Consider the following 18541-nt stretch of genomic DNA (forward strand, 5'->3'; position numbering starts at 1 on the left):
GGCCGCAGCCGGATGCCTGCCGTTGACGCGGCCGGTACCCCTGGCCGGTCCCCGTTTCACCGGCCGCAGCCGCCCACCGAGCCGGGATGCCGTGGCCGCCACGGGGTGCAGAACAAGCAAGGCCCGCGGCGTGACCGGACGGCGGCCGGAGGGACAAGAAGCGGCCCGGGGATTCCGGCGGCTGTGTTACCCGCGGAGGGGAGACCTGCTCCCTCCACATGATTCCCAGGCAGCCATGTCAAGCCGGTGAGGCCCGCTGCGCACCGGAACGCCGGTCGCGCTGGGGACCGTCACTGGCCCCTCACCGCGCGCCCGGACTGGCCTGACCAGCCTGGGCACAAGTTCACTTCTGGAAAACCTTGAGATCCCCTTGCTTTCTGTTCGCATGGGCGGGGTTCCCATCTTCGGAAATCCTCCTAGAGTAATTCCCGGCGCAAGGAGTCCTTGCAGAGGAGAATGATGAAGAAAATACGCCAGGCGACGATTGGGGCCTTAGTGGCGACTCCGCTGTCGCTCGGTCTTGCTCTGGCCGGCCCGGCGCAGGCGACCGCGGCAACTGCCCTGCCTCGCTGCACGGACTGGTCGCAGCACACCTACGCGAACGGTAATCACTACATCTACCCCTCCACCTGGCACCAATCGAAGAACGCCGATTGCACACTTCGGCCAGGGGATGCAAACCCCGGGGTATTCGTCCTCCAGGACACGCTGAACCGCTGCTACGGGGCGAAACTCACCCTGGATGCAATCTACGGCCCCAAGACCAGGGAAGCTGTGCTCAAGGTGCAGGTCAGGCACAAGATCAGCCAGGACGGCATCTACGGCCCGGAGACCGCCGGGGCCATGGACTGGCCGCTCCGGAGCCCCGACGGGAAGACAGTGGGCTGCTACACCTGACGTGACCCCCGTTTCGGGCGGATCCGGGGTCGGCGCGGCTGTCGGTGAACCTGTGAGACCGGGCCGTACTTGCACGAGTCCCAGGATCGCCACATTGTTGTCGTCGGCCTGTACACCCAGCACGTCGGTGGGGAGGCTGTCGAGCGTGTCCTCGATCTCCTCGGCGGCCTGGAGGCCGAGGTTCCGCACTGGTGGGCCGGTCCGCTGCCGGGCAGACGGCCAGGACGAGGCTGTTGAGCAGGCCGCTGCCATTCGTGGTGGCGGCGGGTGTGCTGTTGCCGTTCGTACAGGTGTTGTCGCAGGCGCCGTTCCCGGCCCCGACGACGGAGGTCGCCTGAGCACTGCCCCCGCCGGACAGGGCACCGGCCACGGCCGCCAGGGCCACCACAGGGCCACCACAGGGCCGGTACGCACCGCAGCACAGCAACCTGCACAGCACGAGGACAGAACACTGCAGACCGTCGTCGTCCCGGGCACCGGGACGCTCGATGTCGTGGTCCCGTCCCTGGCCCGTTCGCTCGCCGCCGTCCACGGACGGCGCCGGGCCCTGGAAGCCCGGATCGAGGCCCTGCCGGAGACCTGCCCTCTTCACCCGGTCCTGACGTCGATGCCCGGCGTCGGCGTCAGGACCGCCGCCACCTTGCTGGTCACCGTCGGCGACGGCACCGGTTCTCTCTCCCCCCCCCCGCCACCCACCTGGCCTCCTACGCCGGACTGGCCCCGGCCACGAAATCCTCGGGCGCCCCGGCCCGAGCCAAGGTGTCCACGGCAGCGCCCTCCCGGGCCAGCTCCCCTACCTTGTCCTGCCCTCGGTGCCGGGGCCGGGTTCGTCGGGGGGCGGGGTGGCCGGCTTTCAACAACCGTTCCTCGGCCGGGCCTGTCCCGTCGCCATCGGCTTTTGCTGTTGGCGTGCGGCCGGTCCGCCGGTCCCGCGGGAAATCAGCGGGTGTACTCGATGACCTGCATCATGCCTTGGTCTCCGTGCCGGAGGTTGTGGCAGTGCACCACCGACCTGCCGGTGAAGTCCTGGAACCGTACCCGGATGACGACCTCGCCGCCCTGCCGGATGCCGACCGTGTCGCGCCAGACGGGCGGGTGGAGCGGCTGCCCGTTGACCGACATCACCAGGAAGTGGTTGGTGTGCATGTGGAAGGGGTGGATGTCGTGCCGGGAGGAGTTCTTGAGGACCCACTCCTCCACATCGCCCAGGCGCACGGTGTGGTTGACGAAGTGAGGGTCGAACCGCCCCCACCGGCGGTCCCCCACGCCGGCCGAAGGATCCGCGTGGGGCGTCTCCCCGGTGCCCAGGATGCGGAAGGCGCTGGTGAACGCCCCGGTGAAGACGTTGTCATAGGTGCGGAAGTCCAGGTGCCGCCGGCCGCCCGGCTCGGGCAGCGCCGTCCGCCTGCCCGGCAGGGTCTGGGGCAGCCCCATGGGCGCGTGCCGGGGTTCGGTCACCACCGCGGTCATGAGCGGGTGGGGGACGCCGGCGGAGGTGAGCCGGTAGGTTCCCGGCTTCCCGCCCCTGACGAGGATGTCGGCCCGGCCGCCCATCGGCAGCGTCACGGTGGATTCCGCCGTGGGCTTCTCCAGGGTGATCCCGTCCTGGGCGATGCGGTGGAGCGGGTGGTCGTCCAGCGTGACCCGCAGCACCGTGACCCCGCCGGCGTTGACCAGGCGCCAGCGCTGCACCTCTCCCGATTCCAGGGTGATCGTCGGATTGAGTTTTCCGTTGACCAGGAAGGTCGACGGGGTGCGGGGGAGCACGTGCTCCGAGGTGACGTCCGGCACCTGTCCGTGCGCCAGCTTCAGCTCGCTGACGCAGACGGTCACGTCGCGCGCGGCGGCGATTTCCGGTACCCGGTCAACATCACCTTCGATGATGATCACACCCGCCATTCCCCCGAGGATCTGCACCGCGGTGGAGCCGTGGTGATGCGGGTGGTACCAGAACGTGCCGGCCGGGTGGTCATCGGGGATGTCGATGCGGCTGTGGTGGACCGGGGCGGGCAGGCCGGGCGCGGCGGCGGGAGGGAACTCCCGGAACACGTTGTCGGCGGTCCCCGACGGGTCCACGTGCAGCCCATGGGTGTGCAGGTTGAAACTGTTGAGGTGATGAGGCGTGTTGGTGTCCGCCGGCGGGCGGAGTTCGTTGGGCGGCAGCCCGTTCACCTGGGCGATCTCAAGCCGTTCTCCGGGCCGGACCCGCAGGGTCGGCCCCGGGATCGTTCCGTCGTAGGTCCTTGTCCAGACAGGTCCGACGCCGGGAATGTCGTTGTGGGCGAATCGCACGTCGAGCTGGGTGGCCAGCAGGCCGTCCCGTGACCGCCGCACCTGCGGCTGCGGGAAATCGTCGGCCGCGGTGGAGCGCCGCAGTGGTACCGGTGCCGCGGCGGCATGTCCGGCAGTGCCGAGCACCGCCGTGCCTGCCGCGGCGGAAGCTGCCTTGAGTACTTCACGCCGGGCGATTCGCCCCATGTCATCCTCCTGATTCAGGGGGTGCCACCGGCCCTGGGCTGCAGGTACGTGCCATCAGCCCTGGCTGGACACATCGGATATATCCCGGCACATTACGCATAACGGACATCACATGTCCGGATTGACTCCCCGAGGCGGCGGAACGGCCGGCAAGGGGCCGGCGGGCAGGGCGGACATCCCTCCGGTACGGGCCGGGGCGCGAACCTCTCCGATCCGGACGGCCACGGCATGGAGCGCATGACCCGCCCTCCGCCCGGCCGCGGAGGGCGGCCCGGCGGCATCGCACCCGAACGGCCCACAGTCCTCGACCGGGCGCGGGCCGTGGACGGGAGCCGGGAACGGAACGGTCAGGGACGGTGCGGACCCGCAATGGTGACCGCCCAGTGGGCCAGGGGCGAGATGGTGCCGGCGCCGGTCCAGAGCGGGTGGGAGGCGTTGGGTACGGCACCGGCGTCCGGAGCGGCCGGCTCGATCCGGCCCAGCAGTACCGGTCCGGCTCCACCGGCGCCGACCGGGACCCAGGGCGGCGCCCCGCACCCCGGAACGGGAGCGAGCGGTGCTGCTGTGGCGGCAGGTCCTGGCCGCGGTCGACGACGGGGGACTCGACCTTCTTGGCACTCCGGCCCCCCTCATTCCATACGGGTCGACCTGTATGGTAATACTGGTGGCATGAGTCGTTCCCCTGCTGGACGCGGGCGCCCCAGGGATCAGCGGTCCGGCGCCGCAATCATCGAGGCCGCTGCCGAACTGGTCGTGGAGAGCGGCTACGCGGCAATGTCCATCGGCGCCGTCGCCGCACGAGCGGGTGTCGGCAAGGACACCATCTACCGCCGCTGGTCCGGCAAGCCGGAGCTGGTCTACGAGGCGGTCTTCACCACGGCCGATACCGCGGACCTGCCGGACACCGGGACGCTGGAAGGCGACCTGGCCGCAGTGGTCCAGTCGCTGGTCGAGGAGTTCTCCACGCCGGCGGCCGCGGCGGCCCTGCCCGGGCTGCTCGCCGACTTCGCCGCCACACCGGAACTGCGCGGGACAATCCGCTCCCGGTTCCTCCAGCCGGCCAAGCAGCGGCTGATCGCGGTGTTCGACCGGGCTGCACAGCGCGGGGAGACCGGCGCGGACCTGCCGGTCGACCTCGTACTGGACACCCTGGCCGGGGCGGTCTTCTTCCACCTGGGGATCATCGGCGAACGCCCCCGGCCCGATCTGGCCCGGCGCATCGCCGCGATGGCCGCCAAGGGAATCGAGGCCCGGTGAACGGATGGCTGCTCACCGCGGGCGGCATCGCGGCGGCCACCACGGTCATCCACGTACTCGCCGGGGGGAAGTCGGTCGTCCGCCCGCTTCTGGGCAGTGAGGTGGCCGCCGAGCCCAGGCGCACCCTGCACGTCGTATGGCACATGGTCACCGCCGACCTGGTGCTCAGCTCCGTCGCCCTGCTGGCCCTCGCCTTCGCAGCCGCGCCGAGCACGGCGCTCGCGCTGTTCATCGCCGCCCAGTACCTCGCCTATGCGGTGGTGTTCCTCGTCGTCACGCTGGCCGCCGACTGGCCACGGCCGCTACTGCAGCTCCCGCAGTGGATTCTCCTGCTACCGGTCGGCGTCCTCGCCCTCGTCGGCACCAGGTGAACCGGCGCCCGCACCGGGCGACCCACCGCCCTGCAGCGGGTGCATCGGCATCGCCGGAAACGGCACCACCGAGGAAGCCGAAGCGGTCGAAGAACGATGCACCGGCTCGGCCGGCCAGCTGTTCCTCATCCGGTCCGGCTGACCGCGCCTGACGGGTCCAGCGGCCTGATCGTGACCGTGGACATCGGCGCAATGATCCGCGGTCCCCGCACAGCGGGCGCGGGGACCTCGTCCGTTCAACACTCGATGGGGTGACCTTTGCCGGTCTCTCCTTCCGCCCCTGAGGCGTGGTTGCTGGACTGGAGCAGCGAGTCACCGGTCTGCGCGTCACCGGCCTGGCGGACGCGGTCTCGTGCCTGGCGGCGCATGGCGTGGGCCGCCACCCCGCCCGGCATCGCTACACCTTCCCGGTGAGGCACCGGCCCAGCGAAGGAGGAGGACATGAGTCGAGGGACGCTGAGGAAGTCCGGGATTCTTGCGGGGGTGCTCGGCGCCGTCACCGCCGCGATGACCACCGCCGCGCCCCCGGTCACTGCGGACGCCGGCGCGGCCCGGCAGCCTCAGGTCGTCAGGTGCGAACTGGTGAGGGCCGACCTGCCCGACGTCGCCGGGTTCAACTGCGACAGCACGGTGCAGGGGCCGATTGAGGACTTCATCATCCAGGGCCCGGTCAGCGTGCAGAGGTTTCACTGCGCGGTGGGGTTCGCCTCCCCGCTCTTGGTCATCGGGCAGGAGTGCGTTGAGGATTCCGCACTGGACGGCTGAGGGCCGGGGAGTGGCGGGATGCCTCTGAGCAGCGGGATCTCGTCTGACCCACCGTGGTGGGTGTCGGCGGCGGAGACACCCGTGGAGAGCGGCAGACCCTCCCCGGTCGGTGATGCGGATGGATCTTCGGCCCGTTCTGCCGTGGTCGGCAGGCGGGCCTGCCGGCTCCCCCTTCGACCGCCGGCATGTTCACCGAGACGGCCGGGCGGCGGTGCACCCGGCAGAGGGGCCGGCCCGGCACCGGGTATCCGAAGCCAGGGGGAGGCTCAGAGGTGAGCCGCGGGTTCCCCGTCACCCGCTCCTGCCGAGCTCCCCGCGAGAGCGCCGAGAAGGCGAGAGCCCTCTCGTCTCTGCGGTTGTCTGCGGTGTTCTCGGGGTCAGCGGCTTTTCGAACCAGTGGTGCGCGTAGGGCTCGACGTTGAAGGCGGGGACCTCGGTGTACCCGCTGCTGCGGTAGAGGCGAGTGGCTGCTGCCAGGGCCTTGTTGGTGTCGAGCCGCACCAGCTCGCTGCCGTGCTGCGCGGCGCGTTCCTCGAGTGCGGACAGGAGGCGCCTGGCCAGGCCGAGCCCTCGGAGGCGGGGGGAGACCCACAGCCGTTTGATCTCTGCGGGGGCTCCGGTCGGCAGCTTGACCCCACCGCAGCCCACCGGCTCGCCGTGCAGCCGGGCGACAAGGAACAGCCCGCGTGGTGCACGCAGGTCCCCCGGGTCGGGGAGCAGGCTGTTTGCGGGGTCGAAGCCGCCCTCGAACAGCTCCTGCAGTTCAGCGGTGTAGGACCGCAGGCAGTGCGCGGCGTCCGGATGGTCGGGGTCGAGCACTGTCAGGGAGACCACCGAGGCGGTCAGCAGTCGTTCGACCTCGGCCATGGCCGAGGTCAGCCGGTCACGTTGCCGGGCGCCGAGCGGGGCCAGGAGCGATGTGGCGAGCGCGTCGCTGCGGTCGTCGAGGAGGGCGCGCTCGTGCCGCCCGGCCTCGGTCAGCCGTATGGTGCGCACCCTCCGGTCGCGGGGATGGGACTCGACCACGACGAGGCCGTCGCGCTCAAGCGCCCGCAACAGGCGGCTCACGTAGCCGGAATCGAGGCCGAGCCGGTCTCGTACGCTGCGGACGTCGTGCGTGCCCCCGTCGCCGATCTCCCAGAGCAGCCGGGCCTGCCCGTAGGGGCGTGCACCGCCCAGATAGTGATCGTGGAGCACTCCCACACGCTCAGCGACCGTCCGGTTGAAGCGCCGTACCTGCTCCACCTGCTCCCTCTCCATTCTCTGACCTTAGTCAGAGAATGGAGAGGGAGCAAACTGGCCGCGTGTGCCGGTGGCACACGGCCGTGGCCGGCGGGCGGCCGTGGCGACCGCGGCGTGCGGCCGGACGGTTCTGCGGGCAGGACCGTCCGCGGCTTCCGGGTGGCCAGGGACGGCAGACGCTGTGCGCGTGCTGGAGCGTCGTCCCGGGCCCCGGCCGGCGTCTGCGCGTGGCACCCGGCCCGGCGGAAGGATCACCTCTCACGGGGAGGTCACAGGCTCGCCAGGGTGACCGGGGCCGTCGTGACCGGAATGCCGGAGCCGTCCGGCCTACACTCCGGCGGGTGGATCTCCTGGATGCCGGGCGCATCGTCGCCGGCCTCGCCCTGCTCATCGCCGGTGGCGAACTGCTGGTCCGGGGAGCTTCCGCGCTGGCCCGCCGGATCGGCATCACCTCACTCGTGGTCGGGCTCACCGTGGTCTCGGTGGCCACCTCCTCACCCGAACTGGCCGTCGCCCTCGGTGCCGTGCTGCGCGACGAGCCCGGCCTGGCGGTGGGCAACGTGGTCGGCAGCAACATCGCCAACGTCCTGCTGATCCTGGGCACTGCTGCCCTGATCACGCCGCTGCTGGTCCGGCGACGCCTGACGCGGCTGGACCTGCCGCTGATGGTGGTGCTGTCCGCGGCGCTCCTGGTGATGTCGCTGGACGGCCGGGTCGGCGCGGCGGAGGGGGCCGTCCTGCTTGCCGCGATGGCCGGATACCTGGCGCTGGCAGTGGTGATCAGCCGCCGGGAGGAAGCGGCCAGGGCGGCGAAGGAGGGCGCCCCCCATGCGGCCGGGGAGCGTCCGCCCGCGCCGGTCCCGAGATCACTGCTGCTGGTGGCCGCCGGGGTGGGGCTGCTGGCGGCCGGGGCGGAGCTGCTGGTCGAGGGCGCGGTCAACGCGGCCTCGGCCATGGGGATCAGCAGCCTGGTGGTCGGCCTGACCGTGGTCGCCGTCGGCAATTCGCTGCCCGAGCTCGCGGTCGCCGTCACCGCCGTCCGGCGCGGCGAACGCGACATGGCGGTGGGCAACGTGGTCGGCAGCAACATCGCCAACATCGGCCAGGTCCTGGGCCTGCCCGCGGTGATCTCCTGGGACGGCCTGCCGGTGCCGGCCGCGGCGGCCGCGCTGGACATCCCGCTGATGCTGGCCGCGGCGGTGGCACTGCTGCCGATCGCCTTCACCGGCTACGCCATCGCCCGCTGGGAGGGCGGCCTCTTCCTGGGCCTGTACGCCGCCTACCTCACCTACGTGCTGCTGGCCGCGGCCCGGCACGACGCACTGGACGGCTTCACCACCGTCATGGTCTGGTTCGTGTTCCCGCTGGTCGCCGCGACCCTGATCGGCCTCACCGCCCACGAGATCGGCCTGCGGCGCCGCGGCCGGGACGGCCCGCACCGCCCGGATTCCTGACCCGTCCGGGCAAGGTCGCGGCCGCCCGCCGTGCGCGTGCGGCGGCGGGCGGCCGGGCCCGGGGGGCGGCTCAGCCGTACTCCGCGCGGGCGGTGTCCACCGTCTGCACCGCCAGGGCGAGGCTGTCCTCCTCGGCACTGCCCCAGGCGTAGACGATGGTGTTGGTGTCCTCGGCCAGCTGCAGATCCGCGGGACCTATGACGACGTCATCGGTTTCCGCGAGGACCACCTCGGCCTGGACGGTGTCGGCCGGCACCTCGACGGAGGCCTCGTTCGGGTTCTCCAGGCCCTCGACGAGCGTGTCGCCACCGGCCCGGACATCGACCGCGGGGGCCGCCGCCAGGTGGCGTACGGTGAGCCGGGCGTCGCCCGAGGCGACCTCGGAGGTGTCGTTGACGAAGGCGCTCAGCCGGGGGTCACCCTCCGCGGACAGGTGCGCGGCCAGGGTGGCGTTGCCGCCCGCGGGCACCTCCACGGTCCTCCGCAGCTCCGGGTCGGCGCTGTCCGGGTCGGCGCCGGCCTCGAAGACCTCCACGTCGTAGCTGCCGGGCTCCAGGGTCATCGGTTCGGCGACGGTCCCGGGCCCGAAGTCCGAGAGGAGTTCCTCTCCGTCCGCGTACACATCGACGGTCAGGCCGGGGATGCCGTGGAAGACGGAGACCTCGGCCTGCTCGTCCTGCTGCTGCCCCGCCGCGGAGGCCGGGAGCGCCAGGGCAAGCCCCAGCGCGCACGACCCTGCGGTGGCCACGGCGGTACGTGCTGTGCGTGTGAGGGTCATCGGTCGTTCCTTCCCTGAGAGTTCCGCACCCGCGCGGGGCGCGCGGTGCGGCTCCCGTCCGTATCGCCTTCGTCACGGACGGGGGCGCTGGGAATGCGGGGCGGGGAGGCGGGCGGCCGCCGCGCGGCGAGACGGAGCGGGTGCCGGTGACGGGTGCGAGGGCGCGGCGCGTCCGCGGACGGGCCGGTGTGCGTGCCCGCGGACCCCGGCGCGGGCGGCCCGGTGCGCCGGGTCCCGCCGTCGACGGCCGGGAGGGCGGCCATGTTCGTCACTCCTGTTCCGGCCGCAGCCGCCGGTCCGACGGGTCCACGGTCCGCCTGCCACAGGAGGAGGGAGGGTTGCAAGGTTGGTGTCGCCGTTCTTGCGGTTGCCGGGTGACTGGTCAGTGGCGCGAGTACCCCGCCGGCGGTCTGTTGCACCCGGGCCCGCATCCGGTGCCGCGGCCCCGCCAGGACGCGCGGGCGGGGTCCTCGCCGCCTGCCGTCCCGCACCGCCCACCCGCACGGGACCGGCACCGGACCCGCCGCGCCGGCGGTCGGAGAACAGGCTCAGCGGGACAGCAGGGCGCGCAGCGCCTGGGCACAGGCGGCGGCCGGGCGGCCGCAGCCCGGTGGCGGCGTCAGGGAAAAGATCGGTGTCCCGCCCGCGGCTCCGGGGACACAAGGCGGCCCGCACCGCATCCCGGCCGGGCCCCGCCGGGGCCCGGCCGGGATGCGGTGCGGGCCGGGTGCGCCGCCGCGCCGGCGAAGGCTCAGAAGCCGTGCCGGCCCTCGGCCATGGCACGGATCCACGAGTCCACCTCGGACACGTAGTCCCGCTGGTCCGGGGCCTCGTGCGGCACGGTGTAGCGGTGGATCACGTCACCGCCCGGCTGGAACAGCCCGCCGCGCTTGTCGGCCTCCAGAACCACTTCGAGACCGCCCGGGTTGGCCAGGAAGGTGACCTCGAGATCATTCATCACACCCTGGTACTGCGGAGCCGCCGTGAGCTCGATCTCCTGGTAGAACGGGAGCTGCTGGCCGGTGCCGCTGATCCGGCCCGGCTCCAGGTCGGCCGACTTGAAGACGAAGCCGAGCTGGGAGAGCGCGGCCAGCACGCCCTCCTGGGAGGGCAGCGGCAGCACCGAGACCGGGTCCATGTCGCCTGCGTCCACCGCGCCCGCCACGGCGAGTTCGGTGCAAAGTCCCAGCCCNGCCCGGCTGGAACAGCCCGCCGCGCTTGTCGGCCTCCAGAACCACTTCGAGACCGCCCGGGTTGGCCAGGAAGGTGACCTCGAGATCATTCATCACACCCTGGTACTGCGGAGCCGCCGTGAGCTCGATCTCCTGGTAGAACGGGAGCTGCTGGCCGGTGCCGCTGATCCGGCCCGGCTCCAGGTCGGCCGACTTGAAGACGAAGCCGAGCTGGGAGAGCGCGGCCAGCACGCCCTCCTGGGAGGGCAGCGGCAGCACCGAGACCGGGTCCATGTCGCCTGCGTCCACCGCGCCCGCCACGGCGAGTTCGGTGCAAAGTCCCAGCCCGATGCCGAGCCGGCGCCCGTACATCTCGGTGACCGGCGTCTCCCAGGGCACCGCGATCCGGAACGGTATGGACCGCTCCTCCTCCTCGTCGAGCCGGAAAGGGCCGCTCACCGCGACCTTGTCGAATCCGACCAGACGGTGGCCCTCGTGCTCCTCGCCCTCGACCTCGAACTCGACCTCCACCCGGCCGGCGAACTCCAGGGAGACGTGCTCGATGTCGAAGCCCGATGAGCCGCCGACCATGTTGACCTGGCCGCTTATGGTGCCGCCCGGGTGGACCGCCCCCGGGGTCAGAACCGTGTCCACCTTGGGTCCGCCCACCCCGAGCGCACCGAGCAGCCGCTTGAACACCATGCCGGCGCTCACACTCCTTCGTCTGTTCCTGGACAGGTACGCAGACGGCCCCCGCACGTACACCGGGACGTCCGCCTTGCGGCGAAACCGCTGCACATCGCCCCGAACGGTCCCGCCGCCTCCGGCTCGCGCAAGCGACCCGGAGGGAACGGCGGGCCGGAGCACGATGCCGCGGCCGTGCCGCAGTATGGTCGACGGCTCAGACGTCAGGAGCGGCGTTGCGGTTCTGTTGGGCGAGAGTTCCGCCCGGATTCTCCTTGCGCGCACGAACCGGCGGATCGTGACCGGGTCCCGCTTCGTGGAGAACCGCAGTCGTCCAGGCGTCCAGGCGTGCCGGGCGGCGGAACGGCGCCTCGGTGCCGGGGCGGCACCGGCACCGGCAGGCGTGGCCGGGCCCTGCCTGCGGCAGAACTACCACCCCCTCGGCGGCGTGTGTCTGCGGCAGCGCGGCGGGCGGGTTCCCTCGCGCGGCCCCGCCTCAGAACTGGAGCGCGGCATAGAGGCAGGCGGCGAACAGAAGCGACGAGGCGACTCCTCCGGCGAGACGGTTGCGCACCATCCTCGGGGTGACCGGCCAGAGAGCTGCGATCCGTGGGGTGCGAGGGTCGAAGACAATCTCTGTCTTCTCACCGATTGCGGGAGTCGGCCCGGGCCTCACCGGGCCGGTCAGCACGTGGCGGTTCCCGGCCCCGTCGTAGTACTCGAGTACCGCGCACACCCCCGAACGCGGGTAGCTGTGCCCGATACAGGTGGCCGCCCCCCGGACACCTTCCCGTTGCAGTCGGCGCAGGTCACGGGACTTCCAGAAGGAGAAGCGCAGGAGACCGGCCCATATCCCGACCAGCGCCAGCACCAGGAACGTCTTCACGAGAAGCTTCACAACGCCGGGATCGTAGCAATCGGGTGCCCTGACGGCACTCGTTGCGGCAGGCGGCCACCGCAAGGCCGTGCCGGCGACGTGCGCGTGGCCGCCGGTTCGGGCGGCCCTCGCCGAGCTGCCCGGCACGGCGGAAGAGTCCGGGTGCCGGCCTCGTCAGGGTTCCTCCGGAGGCTGCCCGGCGAGCAGGTTCCTGGCCTCCTCGGCCCACGGCTCGCCGGCGACGACGTCATAGCGGGCGGCCACGATCTGGCTTCGCGAGGTGAAGTCCCGCCCCGAACCGGAGAAGACGTGGCCGGCGAACCCGAAGACGGCGCCGAAGGCGGCACCGTACAGGAGCGCGCTGAACATGATCACGGCGACGTCGTCCGCGTCGGCGGCGAAGATCGACAGCAGCAGACCGATCAGCAGACCGAACCAGGCGCCCGCCGCCAGTCCCGCCAGGGTGGCCCGGCCACGGGTGAGCCGCCCCAGGACGGTCTCGACCATGCGCAGGTCGGAACCGATGATCGCGGTCTCCTCGACCGGGAACTTCCGGTCGGAGAGCAGGTCGACCGCACGCTGCGCGTCCTCGTAGGTGGTGTACGAACCGACCACGGGGCGGGAGTCCGCCCTCGGTGGCTGCTGAGTCATCGCCGACAGTCCCTTCCTCGATGCCGGTGTCCCCGCCCGCGCCGCACCCCGGAGGCAGGCCGGCCGGCGCCGGGCGGCCTGCCGGGAGGTGTGTCCCGGGTGCCCAAGCGGCGCCCGGTGCACACACCGCTGTCCGGCCGGGCGCCCGGAGAGAGGTGCGGGCACACGGCCTGTGCCCGTGGCGGGGCCATGAGGGATGCGCGGACCTGGCGCCGTTCACCCTGCTGAGGACACGGGCCGGGGCGCCGGCGCGGCACCGGCGAGAGCGACTGCCGGCTCCGAGTATGCGGGTCGTCATGCAGGGTGATGCCGGGGGCGCTGGGCGCTCCCCCGGGCGGCTCCGGCTCCCGCCGGCGGAGGCAGGGGCCGATACGGGTGGCGGTCCCTCCCGGCCATGGTGTTCGTGGCCGGGAAGGACGGCCGGTGGCATCGGCGGATCGTCAGCAGATGACGTGTACGGCGTCCGTCCTGTTGTCCGCCGACGCCGGGAGGTTGAACGCCTGACCGGGATCGGCGTGCACCAGATGCTCCCACGCGCTGCCGTTCCAGTTGGCCAGGTTCACCCGGTGGCTGGTGCGGTTGTACACGGAGGTGGCCCGGTCGCCCAGGCCCTGCAGGCCGATGTTGTCGAACCAGCACCCGTCGGTCGCGGCATAGAACCGTCCGACTCCTCCTGCGTGGTCGTACAGGCAGATCCAGCCCTGCGGGCAGTCCCAGGCGGCGGCCGCGCTCGCCGCGGCCGGGGCGGGTGTCAGGGCGAGACCGGCCGCGATTGCGACGGTCGTCAGAAGGCCCCCCGAGCGGAGGCGCCTGCCCGTGTGTGCCATGTGCATTCCGTTTCTGTGCGGTGTCCGGCGCGGGACGCGCACTGGCGCAGATCCCGCAACTGTCGTCTGTGAACGCTCCGCGCCGGACTCCCGTACGGCCCCGGGGCCGCCCGCGGTGAAGGCACGGAAGCCATCCGCAGGCGCACGTCACAGCGAACACACGCCGGAGCACTCCGTCCGCGCCCCCGGACGGCCGGGCATCACGCGGTCGGCTGCTGCCCGCCGGGGGCCTGCCCGGCCCGGCTCCGCTCCCGCGGGTCGCAGGGGCAGCCGGAAAAGCCGGTGCTTCGCCGATGCCGGTGCTGTGAGAATGGAGCACCTGCCGCCCGACAGCCCCTGCCACGGGCCACGGGCCGCCTGCGGACTGGATCACTGACAGCGGGAGGGGCGCACAGCATGGTCAGCGCACAGGCACTCGTCGGTATCTCTCTCGTGGCGCTGGGCCTGGTGCTCACCCCGGGACCCAACATGATGTACCTGGTGTCACGGTCGGTGGTGCAGGGGCGGCGGGCCGGCCTGTTCTCCCTGCTGGGCGTCGCGGCCGGGTTCTTCGTCTATCTCCTCGCGGCCGTGGCGGGTATCGCCGCTCTCTTCGCTCTCGTACCGGCCCTCTACACGGCCGTGAAACTGGCCGGCGCCGCCTACCTCGCGTATCTCGCCTGGACCACTCTCCGGCCCGGGGGCCGCTCGGCCTTCGACCCGCAGCCGCTGCCTCCGGACCCGCCGCGGAGGCTGTTCGCCATGGGGCTGATCACCAACCTGCTCAACCCGAAGATCGCCATCCTCTACATTTCGGTCCTGCCGCAGTTCGTGGACCCGGACCGGGGCTCCGTGGCCGGGCAGAGCCTGCTGCTCGGCCTCGTCCAGATCGCGATCGCCGTCACGGTCAACGGCGTCATCGCTGTCACGGCCGGTTCCGTCGCCTCCTTTCTCCGGAACCGGCCGCGGTGGCTGCGTGTCCAGCGTTACCTCATGGGAGGCGTGCTCGCCGGCATGTCGGTGCACGTCGCCAGGGCGTGACGGGTCGTTGCCCCCGGTGCCGGGTCCGTCGCGGGCGTCAGGGCATCACAGGCTCGCCCGCGACGCCCGCGACAGCCGCGTCGGTGACGTCGGCGCTGCTGCCGGTCGCCGTGCCGCGCCGCCGTTCCGCGGCCGTTCGGCCGGGCCCGTACCCCCGGCCGTGCGGCGGGCCGGGCCTCTCAGGTGCCGCCGGTCCGGGCGAGCACCGGTTCCCGGTCCAGCACGATGCCGAAGTGGCGGCGATAGGCCTGAAGCACCGCCGCCTCGTGGGGCAGTTCCTCCTCGCTGTGCTTCTCGCCGACGGTGCGTTTCAGGGTCCGCCCGCTGAGGGTGATCCGGCCGTCGGCAGTGGTCCGGGAGCACACCAGCCCCTGGGTGAAATGGCTCGACGGCGAGGTCCGGTTGTACCAGCAGCCGCCCTCGAAGTCCGCCAGTTCGCGCGGGCGGGTCTCCAGCCGGTACTGCGGCGTGCCGTTCTTGAACACGTCCAGGTCGCCGTGCGGGCCCTCGCGCAGCAGGAACACCCCGGCGGTGTCCCGCTGCTCCTCCCGGCTGTCCAGCAGCACCGGCCCGTCGGAGAACGCGCCGAAGCCGACGTCCGCCAGCCACGGTCCCGAGCCGTCCACCGGCTCCACCCGCAGCGCAAGGTGGTCGAAGGGGATGCCGGGCCGGGTCTCGTCACCGCTGTCGAAGACCCGGGCGGCCAGCAGCCGCACACCGAAGCCGAGGGCCCGCAGCAGGGCGGCGAAGGCGCCGTTCAACTCGTAGCAGAAGCCGCCGCGGTGCCGGGTGACCACCTTCTCCACCAGTGCCTTCTCGCTGAGCTCGATCTCCTCACCGAGGTGGATGGAGAGGTTCTCGAAGGGCACGGTCCGCAGGTGGCGCCGCTGGAGGTCCCGCAGCGCCCCGGCCCCGGCCACGGCCGGCCGTGCGGCGCCGATCCGCTCCAGGTAGGCAGTCGTCATCGTCTCGTCCATGCTCCCATTACCTCCCGCGGCCGGCCGTTCCGCATCGGCCCCGGGCACCGGCCGGGGGCCTTCCCTGGGCGTAGGTCCGCAGCCCGTGCCGCAGCCCGTGCCGGCCCCGGGGCACGACGGCAGTCGGGGCCCAGGGGACCGTCGCGGCCCGCTCCCGCTGTGCGGCCACGGCCCGGTGGCGGAGCCGCACCCCGGTGCGGCAGGGCGGAGCACGGGCCGGAACCGGGCTCTGGCATGCTGCCACCGGGCTCGGGGCCCGGAGGGAAGGACTGTCGCGGATGGACACCGGGGAGAAGCAGGGCGCGGAACCGGCCGGAACGGGGGCCGCCGAAGAGGCACGGGCCGCGGTGGCCGCGGTGTGGCGCATCGAGTCGGCCCGGGTGACCGCCGGGCTGGCGCGCGTCGTCCGCGACATCGGCCTGGCCGAGGAACTCGCCCAGGATGCGCTGGTCGCCGCGCTGGAGCAGTGGCCGCGGGACGGCATCCCGCGCAACCCCGCCGCCTGGCTGATGACCGTCGGGAAGCGCCGGGCCATCGACCTGCTGCGCCGCCGCGACCTGCTGGACCGCAAACTCGCCGGTCTCGGCCCGCTGCTGGAGGCACAGCAGCCCGGTCCGGAGGACGGGGAACTGCCCGGCGAGCGGATCGAGGACGATCTGCTCCGTCTGGTCTTCACCGCCTGCCATCCCGTGCTCGCGCCCTCCGCCCGGACCGCGCTCACCCTGCGCCTGCTGGGCGGACTGACCACCGGGGAGATCGCCCGGGCCTTCCTGGTCCCCGAGCCGACCGTGGCGCAGCGGATCGTCCGGGCGAAACGCGCCCTGGCCGATGCGGATGCCGGGTTCGAGACTCCCGGCCCGGCCGAGCGCCCGGCCCGGCTGGCCTCCGTGCTCGAGGTCATCTACCTGATCTTCAACGAGGGCTATTCCGCCACCGCCGGGCAGGACTGGCTGCGGCCGGAGCTGTGCGCGGACGCGCTGCGGCTCGGCAGACTGCTGGCCGGGCTGATGCCCGCCGAGGCCGAGGTGCACGGCCTGGTGGCGCTGATGGAGATCCAGGCATCGCGCACCGCCGCCCGCACCGGCCCGGACGGTGAGCCCGTGCTGCTGCTGGACCAGGACCGCGGCCGGTGGAACCGGCTGCTGATCACTCGCGGCCTGGCCGCCCTGGAACGCGCCGAATCCCTGGCGCCACAGCGCGGTCCCTACACCGCGCAGGCCGCCATCGCGGCCTGCCACGCCCGCGCGGCCGCGGCCGAGGACACCGACTGGGCCCGCATCGCCGGGCTGTACGCCGAACTCGCCCGCCGCTCCCCCTCCCCGGTCGTCGAACTCAACCGGGCCGTCGCCGTCTCCATGGCGTCCGGGCCGGCGGCCGGCCTGGAACTGGTCGACGCGCTGCGGGACGATCCGGCACTGCGGCACTACCATCTGCTGCCCAGCGTGCGCGGCGATCTGCTGGCCAGGCTCGGCCGGCACGACGAGGCCCGCACCGAATTCGAACGGGCCGCGGACCTCACCCGCAACGAGCGGGAGCGCACCCTGCTGCGGGAGCGCGCCGCGGCCTGCCGCTCCGGCGGCTCCGCCGGCGTCTCCTCGGGCCGCTGACCGCGCTTCTGGACGGCAGAGCCGCGGCACGGGGGCCGGCCTGTGTCCGTCGTCGCAGGCCGGAGCGGTCTCCATGCTCCGCGGAAAAAAGTCCGGGAAAAATCCCGGCCCGCTGTCGATACCGGGCCCGGCCGCTCGACGCACTCAGGAGAGAGCGCCGCGGGAGAACACGCGGCCCGCCCGACGAGCGACAAGGATTCCGAGATGACCACCCGCACCGCCCCCGTCCCCGCCCCCGCTGCCGCCCGGGTCCTCGCCGCGGTCCCGGCCCGTCCCTCCGCCCGGGGCCTGCTGGCCGCCGGTGCGGCGGCCGGCCCGCTGTTCACCACGGTCGCCGCCGCCCAGGTGCTCACCCGCGACGGCTTCGACCTCGCCCGCCAGCCGCTCAGTCTGCTCAGCCTGGGCGAGCTGGGCTGGATCCAGATCGCCAACTTCGTCGTGGCCGGGCTGCTCTCCGTGGCGGGCGCGGCCGGGCTGCGCCGCGTCCTGGCCCCCGGCCGGGCCCGTGCGTGGGCGGTTTCCCTGGTCGCCGTCTACGGCGCGGCACTGGCGGCGGCCGGGATCTTCGTCACCGACCCCAGCATGGGCTTCCCGGCCGGGGCACCGGAGGGCCCGGCGGAGCAGCTCAGCACCAGCGCGATCCTGCACGGCGTCGCCGCGCCGGTGGCCTACCTCGCCCTGGTCACCGCCATGTTTGTGCTGGCCCGGATCTTCGCCCGGGACGGCCACCGGAACCGTGCGGCCTGGAGCGCCGCGGCCGGCGCGGCCGTGGTCGTGATCATGGCGGTGCCGCACCACGACTCGATCTCCTGGCGGATGGCCATCGGCGCGGTGGCCGGCTTCGCCTGGCTCACCGCCGTCACCACCGCCCTGGCCGGTCCCCGCACCCGCCGCTGACCACCGGGCACCCGGACTCCCGGACACCCGGACACCCGGACACCCGGGCACTCTGCAGAACCCGCACCCGTACCCGCACCCACAGAATGAGGAGAACCCCCATGCGCTACATGCTGATGCACAAGCTGGACGAGTCCGTGCCGGCCAACTTCGACCCGAGCCCCGAGTTCATGACCCGGATGGGCGCCTTCATGCAGGAGGTGGGCCGCGCCGGAGTGCTGCTGGCCGCCGAGGGCCTGCTGCCCAGCTCCGCGAGTTCCGCCCGGATCACGGTCGCCGACGGCAAGCGGACCGTCACCGACGGCCCGTTCACCGAGACGAAGGAACTGATCGCCGGCTTCGCGCTGATCGAGGTGCGTTCCAGGGAGGAAGCCGTGGAATGGGCCTCGCGTTTCGCCGACGTCTTCGAGGCCACCGGCACCGAGGTGGAGATCGACGTCCGCCGGGTCTCCGAGGGTCCCGCAGACCCTGCCTGAGTACCCTCCGCCCGCCGGGGCCGTCCCGCCGAGGACGGCCCCGGCGGCCGTGTCCGGGGCAGGACACCGGGCAGTCCCCGGGTCTGTCCACCGGTCCCCACGGTCGGCAGC

The 18541-nt window shown here is 72.7% G+C and carries 17 protein-coding genes and 2 pseudogenes; 10 read left to right on the forward strand and 9 right to left on the reverse strand.

The window, feature by feature from the left end; translation table 11 throughout:
* The first annotated feature begins 456 nt into the window (after positions 1-456).
* A complete protein-coding gene (locus tag GQS09_RS02525; protein ID WP_165984296.1) occupies positions 457-897 on the forward strand; it encodes a peptidoglycan-binding protein in 441 nt (146 codons plus the stop codon).
* Positions 898-1351: 454 nt separating this feature from the next.
* A pseudogene (locus GQS09_RS02530) lies at positions 1352-1638 on the forward strand (transposase); the annotation flags it as partial.
* Between the two features lie 198 nt (positions 1639-1836).
* Here the strand turns inward: GQS09_RS02530 and GQS09_RS02535 are convergent.
* Positions 1837-3375: a multicopper oxidase family protein gene (locus GQS09_RS02535; RefSeq protein WP_165984297.1), complete on the reverse strand. Its 1539-nt coding sequence runs from the start codon at positions 3373-3375 to the stop codon at positions 1837-1839.
* A 669-nt stretch (positions 3376-4044) separates the two neighbouring features.
* On the opposite strand from GQS09_RS02535, the gene GQS09_RS02540 reads away from it, so the two are divergent.
* The 3 genes from GQS09_RS02540 (at position 4045) to GQS09_RS02550 (ending at position 5768) form a co-directional block, all read left to right on the forward strand.
* Entirely contained in the window at positions 4045-4632 is a 588-nt protein-coding gene (locus GQS09_RS02540) for a TetR/AcrR family transcriptional regulator (protein WP_165984298.1), read from the forward strand.
* Entirely contained in the window at positions 4629-5003 is a 375-nt protein-coding gene (locus tag GQS09_RS02545; RefSeq protein WP_165984299.1) for a hypothetical protein, read from the forward strand. Before GQS09_RS02540 ends, GQS09_RS02545 begins: the two co-directional genes overlap by 4 nt.
* A gap of 441 nt (positions 5004-5444) precedes the next feature.
* Positions 5445-5768: a hypothetical protein gene (locus tag GQS09_RS02550; protein ID WP_165984300.1), complete on the forward strand. Its 324-nt coding sequence runs from the start codon at positions 5445-5447 to the stop codon at positions 5766-5768.
* 291 nt (positions 5769-6059) lie between these two features.
* Here GQS09_RS02550 and GQS09_RS02555 read toward each other — a convergent pair whose 3' ends face one another.
* Complete coding sequence (locus GQS09_RS02555) at positions 6060-7028, reverse strand: helix-turn-helix domain-containing GNAT family N-acetyltransferase (RefSeq protein WP_165984301.1); 969 nt, start codon at positions 7026-7028, stop codon at positions 6060-6062.
* A gap of 323 nt (positions 7029-7351) precedes the next feature.
* Between GQS09_RS02555 and GQS09_RS02560 the strand changes: the two genes are divergently transcribed.
* Positions 7352-8464: a calcium/sodium antiporter gene (locus GQS09_RS02560; RefSeq protein WP_165984302.1), complete on the forward strand. Its 1113-nt coding sequence runs from the start codon at positions 7352-7354 to the stop codon at positions 8462-8464.
* A 70-nt stretch (positions 8465-8534) separates the two neighbouring features.
* On the opposite strand, the gene GQS09_RS02565 is transcribed toward GQS09_RS02560, so the two are convergent.
* The 6 genes and pseudogenes from GQS09_RS02565 to GQS09_RS02590 form a co-directional block, all read right to left on the reverse strand.
* Entirely contained in the window at positions 8535-9242 is a 708-nt protein-coding gene (locus tag GQS09_RS02565; RefSeq protein ID WP_165984303.1) for a DUF4397 domain-containing protein, read from the reverse strand.
* Between the two features lie 751 nt (positions 9243-9993).
* Complete coding sequence (locus GQS09_RS02570) at positions 9994-10524, reverse strand: sporulation protein (RefSeq protein WP_165984304.1); 531 nt, start codon at positions 10522-10524, stop codon at positions 9994-9996.
* A pseudogene (locus GQS09_RS02575) lies at positions 10436-11116 on the reverse strand (sporulation protein); the annotation flags it as partial. The pseudogene GQS09_RS02575 and the gene GQS09_RS02570, both read right to left, overlap by 89 nt.
* Before the next feature lie 478 nt (positions 11117-11594).
* On the reverse strand, positions 11595-11996 hold the full coding sequence (locus GQS09_RS02580; protein WP_165984305.1) for a hypothetical protein: 402 nt from the start codon (positions 11994-11996) through the stop codon (positions 11595-11597).
* 153 nt (positions 11997-12149) lie between these two features.
* The gene (locus tag GQS09_RS02585) at positions 12150-12626 is read right to left on the reverse strand and encodes a general stress protein (protein ID WP_165984306.1); all 477 of its coding nucleotides are present in this window, start codon (positions 12624-12626) and stop codon (positions 12150-12152) included.
* 440 nt (positions 12627-13066) lie between these two features.
* Complete coding sequence (locus GQS09_RS02590; RefSeq protein ID WP_165984307.1) at positions 13067-13453, reverse strand: peptidase inhibitor family I36 protein; 387 nt, start codon at positions 13451-13453, stop codon at positions 13067-13069.
* Between the two features lie 396 nt (positions 13454-13849).
* On the opposite strand from GQS09_RS02590, the gene GQS09_RS02595 reads away from it, so the two are divergent.
* Positions 13850-14473 (forward strand): LysE family translocator, encoded by a 624-nt coding sequence (locus GQS09_RS02595; RefSeq protein ID WP_165984308.1) that lies wholly within the window; start codon positions 13850-13852, stop codon positions 14471-14473.
* Between the two features lie 179 nt (positions 14474-14652).
* On the opposite strand, the gene GQS09_RS02600 is transcribed toward GQS09_RS02595, so the two are convergent.
* Positions 14653-15450: an arylamine N-acetyltransferase gene (locus tag GQS09_RS02600; RefSeq protein ID WP_165984309.1), complete on the reverse strand. Its 798-nt coding sequence runs from the start codon at positions 15448-15450 to the stop codon at positions 14653-14655.
* A gap of 278 nt (positions 15451-15728) precedes the next feature.
* Between GQS09_RS02600 and GQS09_RS02605 the strand changes: the two genes are divergently transcribed.
* From GQS09_RS02605 to GQS09_RS02615, 3 genes are all read left to right on the forward strand, one after another.
* Complete coding sequence (locus GQS09_RS02605; RefSeq protein ID WP_165984310.1) at positions 15729-17057, forward strand: RNA polymerase sigma factor; 1329 nt, start codon at positions 15729-15731, stop codon at positions 17055-17057.
* Between the two features lie 204 nt (positions 17058-17261).
* Positions 17262-17954: a DUF998 domain-containing protein gene (locus GQS09_RS02610; RefSeq protein WP_165984311.1), complete on the forward strand. Its 693-nt coding sequence runs from the start codon at positions 17262-17264 to the stop codon at positions 17952-17954.
* Between the two features lie 101 nt (positions 17955-18055).
* Positions 18056-18430, forward strand: a complete 375-nt coding sequence (locus GQS09_RS02615; protein WP_165984312.1) for a YciI family protein — start codon at positions 18056-18058, stop codon at positions 18428-18430.
* Positions 18431-18541 lie beyond the last annotated feature (111 nt).

Origin of the sequence: Streptomyces sp. YIM 98790 (assembly GCF_011421595.1) — a bacterium.
In the GTDB taxonomy this organism is placed as follows: Bacteria; Actinomycetota; Actinomycetes; order Streptomycetales; family Streptomycetaceae; genus Streptomyces.